20 protein-coding genes and 1 riboswitch are annotated in these 19,536 nt (G+C 68.0%); of the genes, 6 read left to right on the plus strand and 14 right to left on the minus strand.

Translation table 11 applies throughout. From position 1 onward, the window contains the following. Window positions 1-40: 40 nt before the first annotated feature. Genes cobA through I6F31_RS24570 form a run of 5 tightly spaced genes read right to left on the minus strand, consistent with a single transcriptional unit; the run spans window position 41 to window position 4,404 of the window. Window positions 41-772 carry a uroporphyrinogen-III C-methyltransferase gene (cobA, locus tag I6F31_RS24550; protein ID WP_036005341.1) on the minus strand — a complete coding sequence of 244 codons (732 nt, stop codon included), beginning with the start codon at window positions 770-772 and terminating at the stop codon, window positions 41-43. Beyond that, window positions 769-2,079, minus strand: a complete 1,311-nt coding sequence (locus I6F31_RS24555; RefSeq protein WP_036005344.1) for a cobyrinate a,c-diamide synthase — start codon at window positions 2,077-2,079, stop codon at window positions 769-771. The genes cobA and I6F31_RS24555 overlap by 4 nt, the downstream gene beginning before the upstream one ends. Further along, entirely contained in the window at window positions 2,079-2,861 is a 783-nt protein-coding gene (gene cobM / locus I6F31_RS24560) for a precorrin-4 C(11)-methyltransferase (protein ID WP_036005348.1), read from the minus strand. Before cobM ends, I6F31_RS24555 begins: the two co-directional genes overlap by 1 nt. After that, complete coding sequence (locus tag I6F31_RS24565) at window positions 2,858-3,226, minus strand: cobalamin biosynthesis protein (protein ID WP_036005351.1); 369 nt, start codon at window positions 3,224-3,226, stop codon at window positions 2,858-2,860. The genes cobM and I6F31_RS24565 overlap by 4 nt, the downstream gene beginning before the upstream one ends. Continuing rightward, complete coding sequence (locus I6F31_RS24570; RefSeq protein WP_036005354.1) at window positions 3,223-4,404, minus strand: bifunctional cobalt-precorrin-7 (C(5))-methyltransferase/cobalt-precorrin-6B (C(15))-methyltransferase; 1,182 nt, start codon at window positions 4,402-4,404, stop codon at window positions 3,223-3,225. The genes I6F31_RS24565 and I6F31_RS24570 overlap by 4 nt, the downstream gene beginning before the upstream one ends. Here I6F31_RS24570 and I6F31_RS24575 point away from each other — a divergent pair. Then, window positions 4,403-5,149 (plus strand): cobalt-precorrin-6A reductase, encoded by a 747-nt coding sequence (locus tag I6F31_RS24575; RefSeq protein ID WP_036005357.1) that lies wholly within the window; start codon window positions 4,403-4,405, stop codon window positions 5,147-5,149. The genes I6F31_RS24570 and I6F31_RS24575 overlap by 2 nt on opposite strands. On the opposite strand, the gene cobJ is transcribed toward I6F31_RS24575, so the two are convergent. Genes cobJ through I6F31_RS24610 form a run of 7 tightly spaced genes read right to left on the minus strand, consistent with a single transcriptional unit; the run spans window position 5,125 to window position 13,044 of the window. Continuing rightward, window positions 5,125-5,859, minus strand: coding sequence for a precorrin-3B C(17)-methyltransferase (gene cobJ, locus I6F31_RS24580; protein WP_225145927.1), 735 nt, complete (start codon window positions 5,857-5,859; stop codon window positions 5,125-5,127). The genes I6F31_RS24575 and cobJ overlap by 25 nt on opposite strands. Continuing rightward, a complete protein-coding gene (locus tag I6F31_RS24585) occupies window positions 5,856-6,587 on the minus strand; it encodes a precorrin-2 C(20)-methyltransferase (RefSeq protein ID WP_225145928.1) in 732 nt (243 codons plus the stop codon). Before I6F31_RS24585 ends, cobJ begins: the two co-directional genes overlap by 4 nt. Before the next feature lie 2 nt (window positions 6,588-6,589). After that, entirely contained in the window at window positions 6,590-7,219 is a 630-nt protein-coding gene (locus tag I6F31_RS24590) for a precorrin-8X methylmutase (protein ID WP_036005374.1), read from the minus strand. After that, window positions 7,219-8,382, minus strand: coding sequence for a precorrin-3B synthase (gene cobG / locus I6F31_RS24595; protein ID WP_225128907.1), 1,164 nt, complete (start codon window positions 8,380-8,382; stop codon window positions 7,219-7,221). The genes I6F31_RS24590 and cobG overlap by 1 nt, the downstream gene beginning before the upstream one ends. Further along, window positions 8,379-11,624: a cobaltochelatase subunit CobN gene (gene cobN, locus I6F31_RS24600; protein ID WP_225145929.1), complete on the minus strand. Its 3,246-nt coding sequence runs from the start codon at window positions 11,622-11,624 to the stop codon at window positions 8,379-8,381. The genes cobG and cobN overlap by 4 nt, the downstream gene beginning before the upstream one ends. Further along, on the minus strand, window positions 11,624-12,673 hold the full coding sequence (cobW, locus tag I6F31_RS24605; RefSeq protein WP_225186246.1) for a cobalamin biosynthesis protein CobW: 1,050 nt from the start codon (window positions 12,671-12,673) through the stop codon (window positions 11,624-11,626). The genes cobN and cobW overlap by 1 nt, the downstream gene beginning before the upstream one ends. Beyond that, window positions 12,670-13,044 (minus strand): DUF1636 domain-containing protein, encoded by a 375-nt coding sequence (locus tag I6F31_RS24610; RefSeq protein WP_036005458.1) that lies wholly within the window; start codon window positions 13,042-13,044, stop codon window positions 12,670-12,672. Before I6F31_RS24610 ends, cobW begins: the two co-directional genes overlap by 4 nt. 93 nt (window positions 13,045-13,137) lie before the next feature. Further along, window positions 13,138-13,360, minus strand: a riboswitch (cobalamin riboswitch). Window positions 13,361-13,400: 40 nt separating this feature from the next. Between I6F31_RS24610 and cobO the strand changes: the two genes are divergently transcribed. After that, the gene (gene cobO, locus I6F31_RS24615) at window positions 13,401-14,036 is read left to right on the plus strand and encodes a cob(I)yrinic acid a,c-diamide adenosyltransferase (protein ID WP_036005397.1); all 636 of its coding nucleotides are present in this window, start codon (window positions 13,401-13,403) and stop codon (window positions 14,034-14,036) included. Window positions 14,037-14,043: 7 nt separating this feature from the next. After that, a complete protein-coding gene (locus I6F31_RS24620; protein WP_225186247.1) occupies window positions 14,044-15,492 on the plus strand; it encodes a cobyric acid synthase in 1,449 nt (482 codons plus the stop codon). Here I6F31_RS24620 and cobD read toward each other — a convergent pair. Both cobD and cbiB read right to left on the minus strand, forming a co-directional pair. Next, the gene (gene cobD / locus I6F31_RS24625) at window positions 15,481-16,446 is read right to left on the minus strand and encodes a threonine-phosphate decarboxylase CobD (RefSeq protein WP_225145932.1); all 966 of its coding nucleotides are present in this window, start codon (window positions 16,444-16,446) and stop codon (window positions 15,481-15,483) included. The genes I6F31_RS24620 and cobD overlap by 12 nt on opposite strands. An 11-nt stretch (window positions 16,447-16,457) precedes the next feature. Then, window positions 16,458-17,399: an adenosylcobinamide-phosphate synthase CbiB gene (cbiB, locus tag I6F31_RS24630; protein WP_225145933.1), complete on the minus strand. Its 942-nt coding sequence runs from the start codon at window positions 17,397-17,399 to the stop codon at window positions 16,458-16,460. A gap of 120 nt (window positions 17,400-17,519) precedes the next feature. Between cbiB and cobU the strand changes: the two genes are divergently transcribed. The 3 genes from cobU to bluB are packed head-to-tail and all read left to right on the plus strand — an operon-like array spanning window position 17,520 to window position 19,439. Further along, complete coding sequence (gene cobU, locus I6F31_RS24635) at window positions 17,520-18,023, plus strand: bifunctional adenosylcobinamide kinase/adenosylcobinamide-phosphate guanylyltransferase (protein ID WP_036023498.1); 504 nt, start codon at window positions 17,520-17,522, stop codon at window positions 18,021-18,023. Further along, window positions 18,020-18,802, plus strand: a complete 783-nt coding sequence (gene cobS / locus I6F31_RS24640) for an adenosylcobinamide-GDP ribazoletransferase (protein WP_036005415.1) — start codon at window positions 18,020-18,022, stop codon at window positions 18,800-18,802. The genes cobU and cobS overlap by 4 nt, the downstream gene beginning before the upstream one ends. A 4-nt stretch (window positions 18,803-18,806) precedes the next feature. Beyond that, entirely contained in the window at window positions 18,807-19,439 is a 633-nt protein-coding gene (gene bluB, locus I6F31_RS24645; protein WP_225145934.1) for a 5,6-dimethylbenzimidazole synthase, read from the plus strand. Window positions 19,440-19,536 lie beyond the last annotated feature (97 nt).

The following is a 19,536-nucleotide window of genomic DNA, read 5'->3' on the forward strand; positions in this document are numbered from 1 at the left end:
CGTATCGCGGGCGTCAAGGGGCGAACCGCTGCCGGAGCCGTCATGCCGGATATTCTCCCGCCAGCGCGCCGAACAGGATGACGGCCGCAGTGGAAGCGGCGCCGCCGCGCCCGAGCTGCTCGGCGAGCTCGGCAATCGTGGTGCGGACCAGCCGTTCGTCGGGACGCCCGAGAGATTCGGCGAACAGCGCCGGAGTGCTGGGAGCGAGGCCGTGCGCGATCAATTTTGCGGCAAGCGCCGGAAAGGTGCGCCGGCCCATATAGACCACGGTCGTGGCCTCGGGGTCGGCCAGTGCCGCCCAATTCAGATTGGGCGGCAGCTCGCCCGTGACGTCAGCGCCGGTGATGAACTGCACCCGGCGGGAGGTATACCGGCGGGTCAGGGGAATGCCGGCCTGGGCGGCGGCGACACAGGCGGAGGTGACGCCGGGAACGATCTCGTAGCCGATGCCGGCCTCGCGCAGCGTCTCGATCTCCTCCTCCAGCCGGCCGAAAATGCCGGCATCGCCGGACTTGAGCCGCACCACGCGCGCGCCGGTTGCGGCATAGTCGACCAGGAGACGGTTGACGTGGTGCTGCTTGGTCGAAGGACGCCCGGCCCGCTTTCCCACCGCAACGAGATTGGCGCCGGGCCGTGCGAGATCGAGGATCGCGCCGGAGGCAAGATCGTCATAAAGCACGACGTCGGCCTCGCGCAGCCGCGTGGCGCCCTTCACCGTGAGGAGTTCGGGATCGCCCGGACCGGCGGAAACGAAAGAGACAAAACCGCTCACCGGTCCTCCGCGATCAGATGGAAGAACGTGCCGGTGGCATGGCCACGGCGCGAGCCGGTTTCGGCAATGACCGCGCCGGTGGCATCGTGCACGACCGCGAGCGGCGTATCGGGCTGGGCGAGGATCGTCGAATAGTGGAACTCGTGGCCGCGCAGGCGCGCGCCAGGCTGATGCCCCGGCATCGGCGCAGCCAGTTCAGCAAGACGATAGCCGAGATGCATGCGGCGCTTGGCAAAGCTGGTCTCGAGGCCAAGCAGCCCCGCCATCTCATGGCTGATACCGTCGGCGTCGGTGAGGCCTGCGCCCAGCACCATATAGCCTCCGCATTCACCATGCACCGGCCGGGTCTCGGCGAAAACGCGCAAGCCGCTGCGAAAGCGCGCATTGGCCGCGAGCTTTGCCGCATGCAGCTCGGGATAGCCGCCGGGCAGCCAGCACACGTCGGCGCTCGCATCGGGTGCTTCGTTGGCCAGCGGCGAGAACGGCACGATCTCGGCGCCCGCGGCGCGCCAAGCTTCCAGCATATGCGGATAGACGAAGGAGAACGCCGCATCGCGCGCCAGCGCGATGCGCTGGCCGGGCGGCGTCACGTTCAATCCGTTCGCCGCAGCTTGCGGCGACCATTGGCCTGCCGAGTGGAGCACCGCATCGAGATCGACGTGCTCGGCGACAAAGCGCGCGGCCTCGTCGATCAGCTTGCCGATCTCGGCCTGCTCCTCGGCCTGCACGAGACCGAGATGCCGCTTCGGCAGGCTGATCTCGGCATGGCGCGGCAGCGCGCCGAACACTTTGATGCCGGCCTCGTTCAGCGCGCGCCGCACCAGATCCTCATGGCGGGGGCTGGCGACGCGATTGAGCACGACGCCGCCAAGGCGCACGCCGGCGCGGTAATCGCGAAGGCCGGCGGCGATCGCTGCCGCAGTCTGCGCCTGGCCGGAGGGATCGATCACCAGAACCACTGGCCAGCCCAGCATCTCCGCGATATCAGCGGTCGCTCCGGTGCCGGAGACACCGCGCGCGGCGACACCGTCGAACAGGCCCATCGATCCCTCGGCGAGAACGACATCTGCATTGCCGCCACGGCTGACGAGATGCGCGATGGTGCCGCGATCCATCGCCCAGCTGTCGACGTTGACCGAGGCGCGTCCCGTGGCCGCGGCGTGGAAGGCGGGATCGATATAGTCGGGGCCGCTCTTGAAGCACTGCACGTTCAGGCCGCGCTTGCGCCAGGCGCGGGCGAGCGCCAGCGTCAGCGTGGTCTTGCCGACGCCGGAGGCCGGCGCGGAGATGACGAGGCTCGCCGGCATCACGACGCCTCCGGAAAGCGCGGCTCGGCACCGACCGGCCGGTAGCGGCGGTCGTAATCGGCGGCATAGAGACGGCTCTCGTCAAAATCGGCAGCGCCAAGCGTCTTGCCGACCAGGATCAGCGCCGTGCGCTCCATCTCGCCACCCACGAACGCATCGAGCGTTGCGAGCGTCGCACGCACGATGCGCTGCTCCGGCCAGCTCGCGCGCCAGACGATCGCGACCGGGCAATCCGCGCCGTAATGCGGCGTCAGCTCGGCGACGACCTGGTCGAGCAGATGGATCGACAGGTGGATCGCGAGCACCGCGCCGGTCGCAGCGAACGCGGCGAGCTTCTCGCCCTCGGGCATCGCGCTGGCACGGCCCGGCGTGCGCGTCAGCACGACCGTCTGAGCAAGACCGGGCAGCGTCAGCTCAGCCTCCAGCGCGGCCGCGGCAGCCGAGAACGAGGGAACGCCGGGTGTCACCGAGTAGGGAATCCCGAGCGCCCGCAAACGGCGGAGCTGCTCGCCCATCGCCGACCAGATTGAGAGATCGCCGGAATGCAGCCGCGCGACATCCAGGCCTGCCGCATGCGCGCCTGCGATCTCGGCGATGATCTGGTCGAGCGACATTGGCGCGGTGTTGACGATACGTGCGCCGGGCGGGCAATGCGCCAGCACGCCCTCCGGCACCAGCGAGCCGGCATAGAGACAAACCGGACTGGCCGCGATCAGATCGCGGCCGCGCAACGTCAGCAGATCGGGTGCGCCCGGCCCTGCGCCGATGAAATGCACCGTCATGTGCCGTCTCCTTCGGCGATCGCCGCGGTCGCGGTGCGATCCTGCGAGACAACCCGTGCTGCAATCAACCGCGCGCGCGGACCGGCGACCGCGAGCGCAGCAGCCTCGGCTACAGATCCGGTGCCAAATTTCTCCGCGACGAGCTTCGATTGCGTGGGCGTGTCGATGCCGGCCAGTGTCGCGACCGGAACGGCCCTGATCGGCACGCCGCATTCGCGTGCGAGCTGCTTCAGCGCCTCGGTATCGGCCTTATCGCTGACGGTTGCCATCGCCGCAAGCCCTTCCGCACCGCCCGCAGCGAGCAGCGCTTCACGCAGCGAAGCCAGCGTCACATCGCGCTTGAAGCCGAGTCCGGCGACCTTCATCGCACCACACTCCACTGCACCACGGGGCGTGCTGCCTCCCACGACCGATAGCGGCCGAGCGGGGCGGCATGAGAAATTTCGGCCCGCATCAGTTCGCCGCCGTGACGCCGATGCAGCTCGCCGAGCAGAGCTTCCGTCTCCAGCGTCACAGCATGCGCCACGAGCCGCGCACCCGGCGAGAACCGCGGCCAGATCGCATCAAATAACACTTCGTCGAGACCACCGCCAATGAAGACGGCATCCGCCGCTTCCAACCCGGCAAGAGCTTCCGGTGCCCTGCCCGTGACGACTGTGATCCGATGTGCCAGACCGAAGGCGGCTGCATTCTTGCGGATGTTCGCGGCGCGATCCTCGCGCGCTTCGACTGCACTCGCCGTCCCACCACACAGCGCCCACTCCACGGAGATCGAGCCTGAACCTGCGCCGATATCCCACAGCCGCTCGCCGGCACGCGGCGCCAGCGCCGAGAGCGCAAGCGCACGCACCGGCCGCTTGGTGATCTGGCCGTCGTGAACGAAGACGTCGTCCGGCAGGCCCGAGCTGCGAGCAATGCCATGTGCGCCCCTCGCCTCCACGGCTACTGCCACTGGGTTTCCAGTGAGATCACCAGAACAATCCCTGGCGTGATACTCCTGGACACTTTCGCGCGGCCCACCGAGCGCGGCGAGAGTCCAGAATGTCGAGGAGCCCCAGCCGCGTTCCGTCAGCCATTTCGCAAGATCGCTGCCGGCCTTGCCATCGCGTACCAGGCAAATGATGCGCGCACCGTGCGCAAGATAAGGAACCAGACGTTCGAACGGGGCAGCGTGCAGGGCGAGGCAAATGGTGGACTCCAGACGCCAGCCCAGCCGCGCGGCGGCGAGCGAAAAGGTCGACGGCGCGGGGTGCGCGATCCACTCACCGCTGCCGAGCTTCTCGGCGAGGCTCGCGCCGGCGCCATGCCAGAACGGATCGCCGGAGGCGAGCACCACTGTCGGCCGACCGCGGCAGCTCAGCACAACATTCGCATCGAACGGCACCGGCCATGGACGACCGCGGCTGCCAATGTCGGCAAGCGCAAGATGACGCTCGCCGCCGAACACGGTTTCGGCCCTGGCAAGCGCCTTTCGGCTTGCCTCCGACAGCCCGGCAAGGCCATCTTCGCCGATACCGATGATGGTCAGCCAGGGCTCATTCATGATTCGCGCCCTCATTCTGGGCGGAACGGCCGATGCGAGCCTGCTCGCAGCGGAGATCGCGCGCGCCGGCATCGATGCCGTCTATTCCTATGGCGGCCGCACCCGCGCGCCCGCCGATCAGCCGCTGCCGACGCGCATCGGCGGGTTTGGCGGCGTGAGCGGGCTGGCCGACTACATCCTCCGCGAAGGCATCACGCATGTCATCGACGCGACGCATCCGTTCGCTGCCGAAATGAGCCGTCATGCGGTCGAGGCCTGCGCGGACACCAATGCGCCGCTGATCGCGCTGGAGCGCGCGCCCTGGACCAGGGTGTCCGGCGACAACTGGATCGAGGTCGCCGACGTCAACGCCGCCGTTGCGGCCCTGCCCGAGGTGCCGACAAACGTGTTCCTCGCCATCGGCCGTCAGCACATCGCGCCGTTCGCGGCCAAGCCGCAACATGCCTACACGCTGCGTTTCGTCGATCCGCCCGAAGCATCGCTGCCCTTCGCGGCCGATGTGATCGTATCGCGTGGCCCCTTCACCCTCGACGGCGAGTTGGAGATGCTGCACACGCGCGGCATCGCCTGGATCGTCGCCCGCAATTCCGGCGGCGACGGCGCGCGCGCCAAGATCGACGCGGCGCGCATGCTCGGCCTTCCCGTAATCATGATCTCGCGACCAGAGCTGCCGGAGCGCCAAAGGGTCGAGAGTGTCACTGACGTGATGCAGTGGCTCGGTCATTCTGCCCGCCTCGGCGCATAGACCCAGCGGCCGACGCGGCGCGTCTGCGAGTTGCCGAGGATCACCAGCGTGCGCATGTCGGCCATCTCGGGCGTCGCCTGGTTCAGCGTCACGATCTCGATCTTTTCATCGGCCGCGCTGATCGCGCGCGCGAAGATCATGAGACGCTCGCCGCAGCCGGCCTCGCGAAGCAGCGCCAGCGCACGGCCGAATCCTTCCGGGCGGCTGGCCGAGCGCGGGTTGTACATCGCGATGGCAAAATCGCCTTCCGCCGCGAGGCGCAGGCGCTTCTCGATCACCGCCCACGGCTTGAGATTGTCGGAGAGATTGATCGCACAGAAATCATGGCCGAGCGGCGCGCCGGCACGCGCGGCGGCCGCCAGCATCGCGGTGACGCCGGGCAGCACACGGATCGAAAGTTCACGAAATTCCGGCGCCTGCTCGAGCGCCTCGAACACGGCGGATGCCATCGCGAACACGCCGGGATCGCCAGAAGAGACGACGACGACCTGACCGCCTTCGGCGGCAAGCCGCAGGGCTTCGCTCGCGCGTTGCAGCTCTTCGCGATTGTCGGATGGATGCAGAGTGAGCCCAGGCCGCGGCGGCACGCGCGCGACATAGGGCGCATAGCCCAGAATGTCGGTCGCCGTCGCAAGCGCGGCGGAAACTTCCGGCGTCACCAGCGCGTCGCTGCCCGGCCCGAGGCCCGCGATGGTCAGTGTGCCTGTCATTCGGCGGCATCCAGATGCCGGCCCTTGCCGTGCACGAGCACGATCGCGAAATAGGGACAATCGGCCGCATCGATCTCGGCGAGCCGCACCACGCGCTCGCCTGGCATGGTGCCACGCTCAACCAGCCAGGCATCGGCGAGCCGCCCGGCGGAGCTGAGCGCGCGGCGCACTTTTGCGAGATTGCGGCCGGTCTTCATGACGACCAGTGCATCGGAATCGCGCATGCGCCGTTCGAGCTCGGCCTCGGACAGCGTGCCCATCAGCACCGTCGTCACGTCGTCGCCGAGCGCGATCGGCCGGCCGACGCCGTTCCAGCAGCCGACCATGCCGGGAATGCCGGCGATCACCTCGATCTCGACGCGGCCTTGCAGGCGCGTGTGCAGATGCATGAACGATCCGTAAAAGTAAGGATCGCCCTCGCAGAGCACGACGACGTCGACGGCGCGCGAAAGCCGCGCCAGGCGCTCGGCCCATTCGTCGTAGAAGCCGGCGAGCAGCTGGACATATTCGGGGCTGTCGAAAGCGATCTCCGTCGTAACAGGATATTCCATGGGATATTCGGTAACGCCCGCAGCCAGCATGCCATCGACGATGCGGCGCGCCTGACCGGGCCTGCCCTTCTTGCGAAAATAGGCGACGTGGCTAGCGCCCCGCACCGTACGATCGGCACGCACGCTCATCAGATCAGGATCGCCGGGGCCGAGACCGCAGCAGATGATGCGTCCCATGGCTATTCGCTCCGGCTTGCCAGCGCGTTCACGGCAGCAACCGTGATGGCGGAGCCGCCGAGGCGGCCTTCGACGGTGAGCGCCGGTGCCGGCGGATCGGCCATCAGCGCGGCCTTGGATTCGGCCGCGCCGACGAAGCCGACCGGACAGCCGATGATCGCAGCCGGCCGCGGGCAGTCGCGATCCTCCAGCATGTTGAGCAGATGAAACAGCGCGGTCGGTGCATTGCCGATCGCGATGATCGCGCCATCAAGATGCGGCCGCCACAGCTCCAGGGCCGCGGCCGAGCGCGTGTTGCGCATAGACTGCGCCAGCGCGGGCACGGCGGGATCGCCGAGCGTGCAGATCACGGCATTGGCCGCGGGCAACCTCGCGCGCGTAATGCCTTCGGAGACCATGCGCGCGTCGCACAGGATCGGCGCGCCCTTCTGCAAGGCCGCGCGCGCGGCAATCGCCATATCAGGGGTGAAACGGATATGCGCCTCGAGGCCGACCATGCCGGCGGCATGGATCATCCGCACCACCACCTGCTCCTCGTCCGACGTGAAGCGCGCGAGATCGGCCTCGGCCCGGATGGTGGCAAAGGATTGCCGGTAGATCACAGCGCCGTCGGTCTCGTAGGTGTGCGGCATCAGTTCCCTCCGACCAGGATGGAGGGATCGCTGACGATGTCGGCGCCGTTCAGCCCGCGCAGGACCGGCGCGTCGCGGGTCGAGCCGTCGCGGACGAGATCGAACCCGGCGCGCGTCGCAATCAGGGTAACCGCAGCCGCGCCGGAATGGGCGCAGCCCTTGCCGCAGCCGGAGACGTGGAGTCGCGCGTCGGCGGGGATGCGCGGCGCCAGCGCCGCGGCCAGCGCGCGCGTATCGGCATGGGCCTCGCGGCAGCGCGGCGCGCCGCTGCAGGCGATGACGCGCAGCGCCGGATCATGGGGCCTGGTGATGAGCCCCGCCGCGCTCGGCATCTCGCGCTTGCCCTCGCTCAGCACCATCCGCCAGGGCGTCATGCGCAGCGCATGGCCGCAAGCAGAGAATTGATGCAGCGTCGCGTGCAGCATCTGCCCGAACGCCACCCCGACCATTGCGCCTTGCGGATAGTGCCCGGGACGCACCGCGGCCATCACCGGCGCAGGCTCGGTCTCGCCGCGCAAGGATTGAGGCAACACGGCGCCGGATGCGATGTGGGCTGCCATGCGCCCTCGCCCGCCGTTTGCACCGCCGGAGATGATGAACCAGCTTGCGAGCGCCAGCGCCGCGCTCACGGCCTGTCCGCGTTCAACGGAACGACCGAGCTTGGCGCCATCGGCCCGCACCAGGAGACCGCCCGAGCGGTCGCGCTCGATGCGGATGTCGGCGGAATCGCCGGCGAGAACACGCGACCGCCCGTCATCGATGGCGAAGCCGAACTTGGTGGGAAGCGCCAGGCCAGAATCGGCAAGCGCCTCCTCGAGCTCCGCGGCGAGCGACTGCGTTTCGTCGCCGTTGCTCCAGAACGGCGTCACCAGGATGTTGCGCCTGGCTTCGATGTCGGCGTCGGGATCGAGCAGCGCCAGTTGCGCCAGACCATCGAGCAACGGCCGATGGCCGTCCTCCTGAACGCCCCTGATCTGCAGATTGGCCCGGCTCGTGACGTCGATTAGACCGTTGCCGAAGCGCTCGGCGAGTTCCGCAAGCCCGGAGATTTGTGGTGCTTCAAGGCGTCCCCCGAACGGACGCACGCGCACCACGAGCCCGTCGCCCGATTGCATCGGGCGCAGCGCGCCGGGACACCAACCCTTGACCGTGGTCGCGCTCATGAGGCCTCCCGCAGCGCCGCTGCAATCGAATTGCGGCGGGTTCGCCAGAGCGAGGCTTCGCGCAGGCGCGTGAAGCAGGTTTCCATCGCGGCGAGTGCGGACGGATTTTCGTGCGCCATGAAGGCGCGGACGTCGTCGTTGCCGAGTGTCGCGTCGTAATAGAGGTCGAACAGATGCGGCGGCACCGCGCCGGCGAGATGCGCGAAGGCGGCCATGTGCTCCAGCGTCGCGGTGATCTCGGCGGCGCCGCGGAAACCGTGGCGCATCATGCCGGAGATCCAGGCCGGATTGGCCGCCCGTGCGCGAACGACGCGCGAGATCTCTTCCGTCAGCGTGCGCGCATGCGGCTCGCCGGGCCGCGTCGCATCGAGGTGATAGAGCGACGGCACGCCTGCGCCGAGGTTCGCGGCTGCCGCGGCGATGCCTGCCTCATGCGCGGCATAGTCGGCGGCCAGCAGCAGATCGGTTTCGGGCAAGTCCTGGACATGGACAAAAGCATCGGCGGACGCGAGACGCTGTTCGATACCAGCGCGATCCGGCTGCATCGCGCCATCGGCAGAGAACGCCCAGGACGATGCCGACAGCCACGCTTCGCCTGCGGCCTCGCGCGTGTCCGGCGTGAAGGCATCCGGGATAGCCGAGAGGCCGACGCCGTATTGTCCCGGCCGCGGCGCGAACACGCGGGACGCACGCTGGCGATAGGGATTCTCATCGCCCTCGTCCTCGCGCGCGGCGAGCGCCTCGGCGGCGGCTTCGAACAATTGCCCGAGCCCCGCGAAGACGTCGCGGAACAGGCCGGATACCCGCAGGGTGACGTCGATGCGCGGACGGCCGAGCTCGGCCGGCGCGATGATGTCATAACCGGTGACACGGCCGGAAGCGTGATCCCAGCGCGGCGCAAGGCCCGCCAGATGCAGCGCCATCGCAAACTCTTCGCCTGCGGTGCGCATGGTCGCCGACCCCCAGAGATCGATGACGAGGCCCTTCGGCCAGTCGCCGTGATCCTGCAAGTGACGGCGCAGCAGCTCTTCGGCGAGTTTTATCCCCTGCGCATGCGCCGACGGTGTCGGCACCGCACGCGGGTCGACGGCGAAGAGATTGCGCCCGGTCGGCAGCACATCCTGACGCCCGCGATACGGGGAGCCCGACGGCCCGGGGGCAACGCGTTTTCCGGCGAGCGCGGAACGCAATGCATCGCGTTCCGCATCGGCACAAGCGCCGCGGCCGAACACGTGCAGGCCGTCGCCGAACTGGCTCTCCTTGAGATCGCAGACGAAGCGGTCGATTCGCGGGATGGCTTCGGCTGGTGCTGCCGAGGCATCGAGGCCGAGATCGTCTTCGAGGCCCGCCACTCGCGCCTCGTCGCGGATCGCCGCGATCAGGCGTTGGCGACGGGCGGGATCGAGGCCGTCAGCGGTCGAATACTCATCGAGCAACCGTTCCAGCCGACGTAGACCTTCCGGCACCGCGGATGTCTCAAGCGGCGGCGGCAGATGACCGATCGTGACCGCGCCGATGCGCCGCTTGGCCTGCGCGGCCTCGCCGGGATCGTTGACGATGAAGGGATAAATGACGGGCAGGTCGCCGATCAGCGCTTCCGGCCAGCACGCTTGCGACAGCGCCACGGATTTTCCGGGCAGCCATTCCAGCGTGCCGTGCGCGCCCATGTGCACGGCGGCATCACAGCCTTGCTGCCGGAGCCAGAGATAGAACGCGACATAGGCGTGGCGCGGCGTGCGGGCGAGATCGTGATAATCGGCATCGCGCGAGGCCGCATCGCCGCGCTCGGGCTGGACTGCGATGATCGACCGGCCGCATTGGATCGCAGCGAAGTAGAACGCGCCGTCGCGGCAGCTCGGATCGTTCTCCGGTGCGCCCCAGGCCTGCACGAGATCGTGCTGCAAGGATTGCGGCAGGCGCGCCAGCCCCGTGCGATATTCGGCGACGCTCCAGGTCAAGCTCTGCTTCAATAGTTTTGCGCCGAGCGCATCGACCGGCGCAACGTCGAAGCCGACCTCCGCGAGATCGGAGATCAACGCCTCGACCGACGCCAGCGCGTCGAGCCCGACGGCGTGCGCGATCTGATGCGGCCGGCCCGGATAGTTCGAGAGCACGATCGCCAGCCGCTTCTCGCCGGCGGGCTTCTCCGCGAGGCGACGCCAAGCCGCGACGCGCGTGGCAACGGCGTTGACGCGCTCTTCGTCGGGCCTGTGCGCTAGATGCGCGAATTGCAGATCGGGATCGCGCTGACCGGCCGATTTGAAACTCACCACGCCTGCGAACAGGCGGCCGTCGACCTCCGGCAGCACGACATGCATCGCGAGATCGCCGGGCGACAGGCCACGCAGTGATTCCGCCCAATCTTCGCGCCGCGCCGTCGAGAGCGCGACCTGGAACACCGGACAGGACGCGGCATCGAACGGCGTCGTGCCGTCATCGCCAAGGGCCGAGAACGCCGTCGCATTGACGATCGCCGCCGCAGGATGTTGCGCCAGATGCGCGCGCAGCCAGTCGGCAACGCCCGGCGCCTTCAGCGAGGTGACGAACACGCCGTAGGCGTCAAATCCCTTCTCGCGCAGCGCCGCAATCAAGGCGTCGACCGGCCCCGTATCGGCGGCCGTGAGATAGGAGCGATAGAACGTCACGAGTGCGCGCGGCTTGCCCTCGCCAACTGGCGCGGCAATGACACCGCGCGCGGGATCATAGAATCCCATCTCGGGCACGGTCATCTCGCCGATGACCGGGCCGGCATAAAGGCCTGAGGCCAGCGCGAGCTGCGCGATCGCGGCTTGCGCGGCGACCGGACCACCGGTGTCGCAGAGCACCTTGAGCCGCCGCAGCGTCGAGACCGGCAGGGTCGAGTACGCATCCAGCCGCGCGTCGTCGCGGCCGTCCGCCGGCAGCACGGCGAGCACGATGTTGCGCTCTTGCGCGAGTTGCTGGAGCGCCGCAAGCCCGTACGCCCAATAGGATTCCCCGCCGATCAGGCGCACCATTATGCCGCGGGCCTGCGACAGCGTGCGCTCGATATAGGTGTCGACCGACAGCGGATGCCGCAGCTCCGCGAGATTGGCCAGCCGCAGCGACGGCAGGCTGCCCCGACCGCGGCGCCAGCCGGCCGCAAACGCGGCCAAATCGGAATCCGAATACGAGAGCACCACGAGATCGGCCGGGTCCTGGCCGATGTCTCTTGGCGTCGCGGTCTCCTCGAGACCGCGGCTCTCGCGGAAGACGACGTGCATCAGATGCCAGATCCTGAAAGACCAAGTCCTGCCTTGATGGCGGCCTCGTCGATATCGCCATTCTCGCCGATCACGACGAGCTTCGACTGTCTGAGACCCGCGCCCCATGGCTTGTCGAACTGATGGCGCACCCGCTCGCCGACCGCCTGCAACAACAGGCGCATCGGCTTGCCAGCGACCGCGATGTACCCCTTCGCCCGCAGCACGTTCTGCTCGCGCGCCAGTTTCTGGACCGATGCGACCAGCGCGTCGATGTCGGCGACCTCCGGAAGGTCAATCACGACCGAGGCAAAATCATCGTGCTCGTGCTCCTCCTCGCCGTCATGATGCGATGGCCGCGCGGCGAGATCATTCTCGGCGGCAGCGCCGAGGCCGAGAATGACGCGCGCATCGATCGCACCGTCGGTGACCGGCAGCATCGGCACGCGGCGCGGCATCTCGGCGGTGATCGCCGCTTTTGCGGCTTCGATTCCGGCTGCGCCCGCAAGATCGGCCTTGGTCAGCAGCACGATGTCGGCGCAGGCGATCTGGTCCTCGAACACTTCCGACAGCGGCGTTTCGTGATCGAGATTGTCGTCCGCCGCGCGCTGCGCTTCCACCGCAGCCGGATCCGGCGCGAAGCGGCCGGCGGCGACAGCCTCGGCATCGGCCAGCGCGATCACGCCGTCGACCGTGATGCGCGAGCGGATCTCCGGCCAGTCGAACGCCTTCAGCAGCGGCTTCGGCAGCGCCAGGCCCGAGGTCTCGATCAGGATGTGATCGGGCCGCACCGGCCGCGCCAGCAACCGCTCCATGGTCGGAATGAAATCGTCGGCGACGGTGCAGCAGATGCAGCCATTGGCGAGCTCGACGATGTTCTCCTCCGGGCAATTCGCATCGGCGCAGGACTTCAGGATCTCGCCGTCGACGCCCTCGCTGCCGAACTCGTTGACGAGCACCGCGAGCTTCTTGCCGCCGGCATTGCTGAGCAGATGCTGGATCAGCGTCGTCTTGCCGGAGCCCAGGAAACCCGTGACCACCGTAACCGGGACTTTTGCGAGCGAGTTCATTCAGCGGCCTCCGGCACGACGGTAACAGGGGGAATACGGGCAAGCGACTGCTTGCGGAAGATTTCGGGACGGCTGCGCCATGGCACGATGCCGTCGGGCGCCGCCGCGTAGGCCGCAGCACCTGCGACCACGTCCTGCGCATTCGCATCGGACAGGCGGCCATAGACATAGGACCAGCGGCCGGGCGCGCTGAGCGCGACCGAGCAGCCCTGGCTGCACGCCGACAGGCATTCGACGGGAACCACGCTGACGCCCTCGGGCACGCCGGCCTCGAGAATCGCGCCATGCAGGCGCTTGCCGGGCGTCGTCTCGCCCTCGCCAAGCGTCTGGCCGGCGCGGCAGGTGATGCAGACATGAAGTGTGACGGTCATCGCCTCTTCCAGATAACAGCGGGAGGCGATGAGGCGCACGGACCATTCTCCTGAAGGCCCGCTTCCCCGTCGCGGAACACCCCGTCCGCCGGTCCAAAACTCGTCCGCGCTGGCAGGTCTCCCGGCTTGCGGAGCAGGGTTTTGGCCCTTCGATCCCCGCCTTCCCGATCCCAAAAGGAATCAGTGGCTTCGGGCATCTCTCCGGTCACGGTCGCGGGGGCGGCTGCAGTTTGGACCCAAATCTTTGCGGATTCGGACCCTATCGCATTCCCTCTTCGCCTGTCATAGGACAGGAACCAACGCCAGGCCACCATTTGCCGGTGGCCGCCACTTGTCAAGCCGAAGGACCGGGACCGATGACGCCTGAACCGGAAACCCACACGACCGAGGAAACCGACGCCCGCCACGCCGCCAAAATGGCGAAGAAGAAGGCCGCTCGCGACAAGATCATGGCGACCAAGAGCGGCGAAAAGGGCCTGATCATCGTCCATACCGGCGCCGGCAAGGGCAAATCCTCCTCGGCTTTCGGCATGATCGTCCGCTGCGTCGCGCATGGCTTCCCTTGTGCGGTGGTGCAATTCATCAAGGGTGCCTGGGATACGGGCGAACGGCGCCTGCTCACCGACCATTTCGGCGAACTCTGTCAGTTCCATGCGATGGGCGAAGGCTTCACCTGGGAGACCCAAGACCGCACCCGCGACATCGCTGCCGCGCGCGCCGGCTGGGAGAAAGCCAAGGAGCTGATCCTCGACGAGCGGCTGCGCATGGTCGTGCTCGACGAGATCAACATCGCGCTGCGCTACGACTATCTCGACATCGCCGAAGTCGTCGAATTCCTGACGACGCAAAAGCCTGCGATGACGCATGTCGTGCTCACCGGTCGCAACGCCAAGGACGAGTTGGTCGAGATCGCCGATCTCGTCACCGAGATGACGCTCGTGAAGCATCCGTTCCGCTCCGGCATCAAGGCGCAGGCCGGCGTCGAGTTCTGAAGTCATCATGGCACGCGCGCTGATGATCCAGGGGGCCGGCTCGGACGTGGGCAAGTCGCTCATCGTCGCCGGCCTCGCGCGCGCCTTTACGCGCCGTGGTCTGCGCGTGCTGCCGTTCAAGCCGCAGAACATGTCGAACAACGCCGCGGTCACCGTCGATGGCGGTGAGATCGGCCGCGCCCAGGCGCTGCAGGCCCTCGCCGCCGGTGTCGAGCCGCACACCGACATGAACCCGGTGCTGCTCAAGCCCGAGACCGATGTCGGCGCGCAGGTCGTCGTCCACGGCAAGCGCATCGCGACCGCACGCGCGCGCGACTACGCGGCGATGAAGCCGTCGCTGATGGGCGCGGTGCTGGAGAGCTTTGAACGGCTGAAGGCGCGGGCCGATCTGGTGCTGGTCGAAGGCGCCGGCAGTCCGGCCGAGGTGAATTTGCGCAAGTCCGACATCGCCAATATGGGCTTTGCCCGCAAGGCGAATGTGCCGGTCGTGCTGGTCGGCGACATCGACCGTGGCGGTGTCATCGCCCAGCTGGTCGGCATCAGGACGGTGATCGACCCCGACGATGCCGCGATGATCTCTGGCTTCGTCATCAACAAGTTCCGCGGCGATCCCACGCTGTTCGACGACGGCTACAGGCTGATCGAGCAAAAGACTGCATGGCGCGGCCTCGGCGTGCTGCCCTGGTTCCCGCGTGCCGGCGAGCTGCCGGCCGAAGACGCGCTCGGCCTGCGCGATGCGCGCAAGCCGGGCCAATGCAAGATCGCCTGCCTGGCGCTATCGCGCATCGCCAATTTCGACGATCTCGATCCTCTCAAGCTCGAGCCGGGCGTCGATCTCGTGATGGTGCGCCCGGGCGAGGCGATCCCGGGCGACGTGCGCCTCGTCATCATCCCTGGCTCAAAATCCACCCGCGGCGACCTCGCCTTCCTGCGCGCGCAGGGCTGGGACATCGACCTGCTCGCGCACCACCGCCGCGGCGGCCACGTGCTCGGCCTCTGCGGCGGCTATCAGATGCTGGGGCGCAGCGTCGCAGACCCCGAAGGCATCGAGGGGCCTGCGGGCGACACGCCGGGCCTCGGGCTTCTCGATGTCGAGACGGTGATGAGCCCGCAGAAAACGCTGACACGTGTTGCGGCCGTGCATGCGGCGACGGATCAGCCGATCCAGGCTTACGAGATCCATATCGGCCACACCGACGGCCCGGATCGCGCCCGCCCCTTCGCCAAGCTGGACGGCGAGGCAGAAGGCGCGATCTCCAGGGACGGCCGTGTGCAGGGCAGCTATCTGCACGGCCTGTTCACGTCGGATGATTTCCGCAAGGCCTACCTCGCCAAACTCGACATTCCCGCAGGCGACGAGCCCTATCACGCCAGCGTCGAAAGCGCGCTCGAGGCGCTGGCCGATCACATCGAAAAGCATCTCGACGTCGAAGGCCTGCTCGCGCTAGCGCGCTAGGGCCTCGGCAAGGCGCGTCCATTCGGCTTCGCTGCCGGGGAGCCCGAGGCGCAGCCATGTCGGCTGTTGCGCGAACACGCGGGACCAGATGTGGCTGCGCGCGAGCCTCTCCTGCGCAGCCACCGCGTCGCCCGTTTCGTACAAGCGAAACAGCGGTGTGCCGCCGATGAGCCGCCAGCTTCGCGAATGCGCCATTGCATCGAGGCGAACACAGTCGCGCGCGAGCCGCGCCGACGTCGCCTCGGCCCAAGTCTGATCGCGCAAGGCACGACAGCCGATTTCGATCGCCGCGCCCGAAACAGGCCATGGACCCGACACGGCGGCAAGCTTGTCGATGTCGGCGGCATGACCGATGGCGAAGCCGAGCCGCAGGCCGGCCAACCCATAAAACTTTCCGAAGGAACGCAGGATCAACAGTCCTGGTCGATCCGCGTCCAGTGCAAGCGACAGCTGCGGATCGGGATCGGCAAAGCTCTCATCTACAACGAGACGGCCGACGCGCGGCAACAGCGCGAGCAGATCCTTGCGCGAATGGCACCGCCCGTCGGGATTGTTGGGATTAACGACGATGGCGAGGTCTGCACCCGCCAGCGCATCGAACTCCGTAATCTCGTGGACATCCAAGCCGGCGGCCGACAGGACGCCGGCGTATTCATTGTAGGTCGGCGCGAGGATGCGCGCCCGCCCCGGCGCCGCGAGTTGCGGCAGCAATTGAATGGCGGCCTGAGCACCGCCCATCGCAACGATCGGTGCGCTCGTGCGGTAGCCGTGCCGCGCCGCCTGATGCAATGCCTCGATCTCGGAGCGTGACGGCAGCGCGCTCCACGCGCGTGCGCTTACCTCGCCCACGGGATAGGGCACCCGGTTGATCCCGGTCGACAGATCGATCCAATCCTCTGCGCGTCCGCCGAAACGCCGCTGGGCCAGATCGAGATTTCCACCGTGCTCGCGCATGCCCCGTTGTTTCACGCGAAAGCCAGGATCGCAAGCACGCCGGCGACCAGCAGCATGGCGCGACGATAGACTGTCAGCGCCTCGGTGATATCGGCGGCGCGCGGATCGCGCGCACCCTCGTTCAGCCAGGGCTCGTTGGTCGCGTTGCCGTGATAGATGCGGGGGCCGCTGAGCCGCACGCCGAGTCCGCCCGCCATCGCCGCTTCCGGCCAGCCGGCATTGGGCGAGCGATGCCGGCGCGCATCGCGCGTCATGCACGCCAATGCCTCCGACCGTTGCGGTGCCAGCAGCACGAACAGAAATCCGGTCAGCCGCGCCGGGATGAAATTGGCGACATCGTCGATGCGCGCTGCCGCCCAGCCAAAGGCTTCGTGTCGTTCGCTGCGGTGGCCGATCATGGAGTCCAGCGTGTTGATCGCCTTGTAGGCGAGGATACCGGGCAAGCCCAACAGCGCGCCCCAGAACACCGGCGCGACGATGCCGTCGGAGGTGTTTTCGGCAAGACTCTCGATTGCCGCGCGCGCAATGCCGGCCTCATCGAGGCTTGCGGGATCGCGGCCGACGATGCGCGAGACCGCGTCGCGCGCCGCGGCAACGTCGCCGGCCAGCAAGGGCGTGGCGACGGCAGCCACATGATCATGCAGCGAGCGCAGCGCGACCAATGGCCAGGCCAGGATGCCAATCAGCACGATCTGGATCCAGCCCGAAGGAAGCAGTGATTGCAGCGCCCAGCCGAGCGCCGCGGAGAGCGCGATCACCGCAAGCGCGCCGGCGACGCCCGCGGCTCGGCGCAACGCCGGCGGATCGGACGCGCGATTCAAGGCGGTGTCGATGCCGGCAATCAGCCCGCCCAGCCAGGTGACGGGATGCCCGATCCGCGCGAACAGCCACGCCGGCCAGCCCAGAAGGGCATCCACCGCCATCGCCACCACCATCGCGCCCGCAAAGTCCACATCCAGCTCCTGTCCCGCCCCTGTTGCGCAAGACGGCGGCCTAGCGCAAGCCCCTCGCTGCCTGATTTCGGCTTTGTCTTTGGCCGCGTTTGATGATTAGTGCTGCGGCAGGAGACCTTTATGGCCATCATCTTGATCACCGGCGGGGCGCGATCGGGCAAGAGCACCCGGGCGGAGGCGCGCGCGCGCAGCTTTGCCGGCCAGCCCGTCTACGTCGCGACGGCCGAGGCGCTCGACGGCGAAATGCAGGAACGCATCGCAAGACATCGCGCGCGGCGCGGAGCCGATTGGATCGAGCGCGAGGTGCCGCTCGATCTCGTGCCCGCGCTGCTCTCGACCGAAGGTGGCGGCGCGAGGCTGGTGGACTGCCTGACGCTGTGGCTCTCCAACCTGATGCATGCGGCGCGCGATTGGGAGCGAGAGGTGAGAGAGCTCGCCGACACGCTGCCCCGCCTCAACAGCCCCGTCGTGCTCGTCACCAACGAGGTCGGCCTCGGCATCGTGCCCGACAACGCGCTGGCGCGCAGCTTCCGCGATGCCGCCGGAATCATGAACCAGATCATTGCCGGTGTCGCCGACGAGGTCGAGTTCGTCGTCGCCGGCCTGCCGTTGAAGCTGAAATGATCCCGCGCGCCGAGCACCTCAAGGACATCCTCGCCGATCTCAAGATGGCGACATCGTTCGTGACGATCCTGCCGGTGGCATCCTCGAAGCCTGCGGGCGACGGCGCCGTTGCGCGGGCAATGTGGGCGCTGCCGGTCGCGGGACTGCTGGTCGGCCTCGCCGGCGCCCTCACTTACAAGATCGCCATTCGCTTCGGACTGACGCCGAGCCTTGCCGCCCTCCTTGTGCTAGCCACGACCGCCCTCATCACCGGCGCGCTGCACGAGGACGGACTTGCCGACACCGCGGACGGCCTCGGCGGCGGCCGCACGCGCGAGCGCAAGCTCGAGATCATGCGCGACAGCCGGATCGGGACCTATGGCGTCTGCGCCCTGATCCTATCGTTCGGCCTGCGCTGGAGCGCGCTTGCGACGATCGCAAATCCATGGGCCGTCATGCTCGCGCTGTGCGCGGCGCACGTTGCTGCCCGTGCCGGCCTGCCGGCCTTCATGTCGCTAGTCCCGTCGGCGCGGCCTGATGGCCTCTCTGCCGGCGCCGGGGCGCCGCCCGGGCGCAGCGTGGCCATCGCCTTCGCGCTTGGAACGCTTGCGCTTGCCCTGACGTTGGGGCCGGGCAAGGCGCTGGTCGGCCTGATCCTGCTGTCACTGGCCGGCCTGCTGCTGGCGCGGCTTGCCATCCGCCAAATCGGGGGGCAGACCGGCGACATCCTCGGCGCGTTCGAGCAGACGGGCGAGATCCTGATCCTGCTGGTGGCGGCGTCCTTCCAAATGGGGCGATGACCTCATGGTCGAGTTCGACGATAGCTTCCGCCAGCACTTACGCGAGCTGTTCGTGTGGCGCCGCGACGTGCGCCGCTTCCGCAGCGATCCGCTGCCGGAGGGGGCGATCGATCGCCTGATCGAGACCGCCTGCCTCTCGCCTTCGGTCGGCCTCAGCCAGCCCTGGCGCTTCGTGATCGTCAATGATGCTGCAACGCGCCGCGCCGTGGTCGAAGATTTCAGGACGTGCAATGCCGACGCGCTGAGCTGCTACTCCGGCGACCGCGCCGCCCGCTATGCCACCTTGAAACTGTCCGGCCTCGAGCAGGCGCCCGGCCATCTTGCCGTGTTCGCCGACATGGGCAGCGACATCGGCCACGGCCTCGGCCGCGCGACCATGCCTGAAACGACGGAATATTCCGTGGTCGCCGCCATTACCGCGATGTGGCTCGCCGCCCGCGCCGAGGGCATCGGCCTCGGCTGGGTGTCGATACTGAACCCTGCGCGCATGCACGCTGTTCTCGACGTGCCTGACAGCTGGAAGTTCATCGCCTATCTCTGCATCGGCTATCCCGAGATCGAGTGCGACCGGCCCGAGCTGGAGCAGGCGAAATGGGAGCAACGGCGCAGCGCGGACGCGTTCACGCTGCGGCGCTAGGCCGCCGGGCACCAGATCGAAAGCCTGCGAACGAACATTCACATGCGCCTTTCGTCGATTGTGGGCACCCCGCTTTCGCGCTAAGCATCGAGCAAAG

The sequence above is a fragment of the Bradyrhizobium sp. NBAIM01 genome (assembly GCF_020194115.1).
Classification (GTDB): Bacteria; Pseudomonadota; Alphaproteobacteria; order Rhizobiales; family Xanthobacteraceae; genus Bradyrhizobium; species Bradyrhizobium yuanmingense.

Excerpts from the sequence above, each read along its gene's own strand:
- cobD (WP_225145932.1), bottom strand. The coding sequence starts at position 16,446 with ATGCGCGAGCACGGTGGAAATCTCGATCTGGCCCAGCGGCGTTTCGGC.
- cobO (WP_036005397.1), top strand. The coding sequence starts at position 13,401 with ATGACGCCTGAACCGGAAACCCACACGACCGAGGAAACCGACGCCCGC.
- I6F31_RS24565 (WP_036005351.1), bottom strand. The coding sequence starts at position 3,226 with ATGAAGGTCGCCGGACTCGGCTTCAAGCGCGATGTGACGCTGGCTTCG.
- cobU (WP_036023498.1), top strand. The coding sequence starts at position 17,520 with ATGGCCATCATCTTGATCACCGGCGGGGCGCGATCGGGCAAGAGCACC.
- I6F31_RS24555 (WP_036005344.1), bottom strand. The coding sequence starts at position 2,079 with ATGCCGGCGAGCCTCGTCATCTCCGCGCCGGCCTCCGGCGTCGGCAAG.
- cobG (WP_225128907.1), bottom strand. The coding sequence starts at position 8,382 with ATGAGCGCGACCACGGTCAAGGGTTGGTGTCCCGGCGCGCTGCGCCCG.
- I6F31_RS24610 (WP_036005458.1), bottom strand. The coding sequence starts at position 13,044 with ATGACCGTCACACTTCATGTCTGCATCACCTGCCGCGCCGGCCAGACG.
- cobM (WP_036005348.1), bottom strand. The coding sequence starts at position 2,861 with ATGACGGTGCATTTCATCGGCGCAGGGCCGGGCGCACCCGATCTGCTG.
- cobN (WP_225145929.1), bottom strand. The coding sequence starts at position 11,624 with ATGCACGTCGTCTTCCGCGAGAGCCGCGGTCTCGAGGAGACCGCGACG.
- I6F31_RS24570 (WP_036005354.1), bottom strand. The coding sequence starts at position 4,404 with ATGAATGAGCCCTGGCTGACCATCATCGGTATCGGCGAAGATGGCCTT.
- I6F31_RS24590 (WP_036005374.1), bottom strand. The coding sequence starts at position 7,219 with ATGCCGCACACCTACGAGACCGACGGCGCTGTGATCTACCGGCAATCC.
- I6F31_RS24575 (WP_036005357.1), top strand. The coding sequence starts at position 4,403 with ATGATTCGCGCCCTCATTCTGGGCGGAACGGCCGATGCGAGCCTGCTC.
- cobS (WP_036005415.1), top strand. The coding sequence starts at position 18,020 with ATGATCCCGCGCGCCGAGCACCTCAAGGACATCCTCGCCGATCTCAAG.
- cobW (WP_225186246.1), bottom strand. The coding sequence starts at position 12,673 with ATGAACTCGCTCGCAAAAGTCCCGGTTACGGTGGTCACGGGTTTCCTG.
- cobJ (WP_225145927.1), bottom strand. The coding sequence starts at position 5,859 with ATGACAGGCACACTGACCATCGCGGGCCTCGGGCCGGGCAGCGACGCG.
- bluB (WP_225145934.1), top strand. The coding sequence starts at position 18,807 with ATGGTCGAGTTCGACGATAGCTTCCGCCAGCACTTACGCGAGCTGTTC.
- I6F31_RS24620 (WP_225186247.1), top strand. The coding sequence starts at position 14,044 with ATGGCACGCGCGCTGATGATCCAGGGGGCCGGCTCGGACGTGGGCAAG.
- I6F31_RS24585 (WP_225145928.1), bottom strand. The coding sequence starts at position 6,587 with ATGGGACGCATCATCTGCTGCGGTCTCGGCCCCGGCGATCCTGATCTG.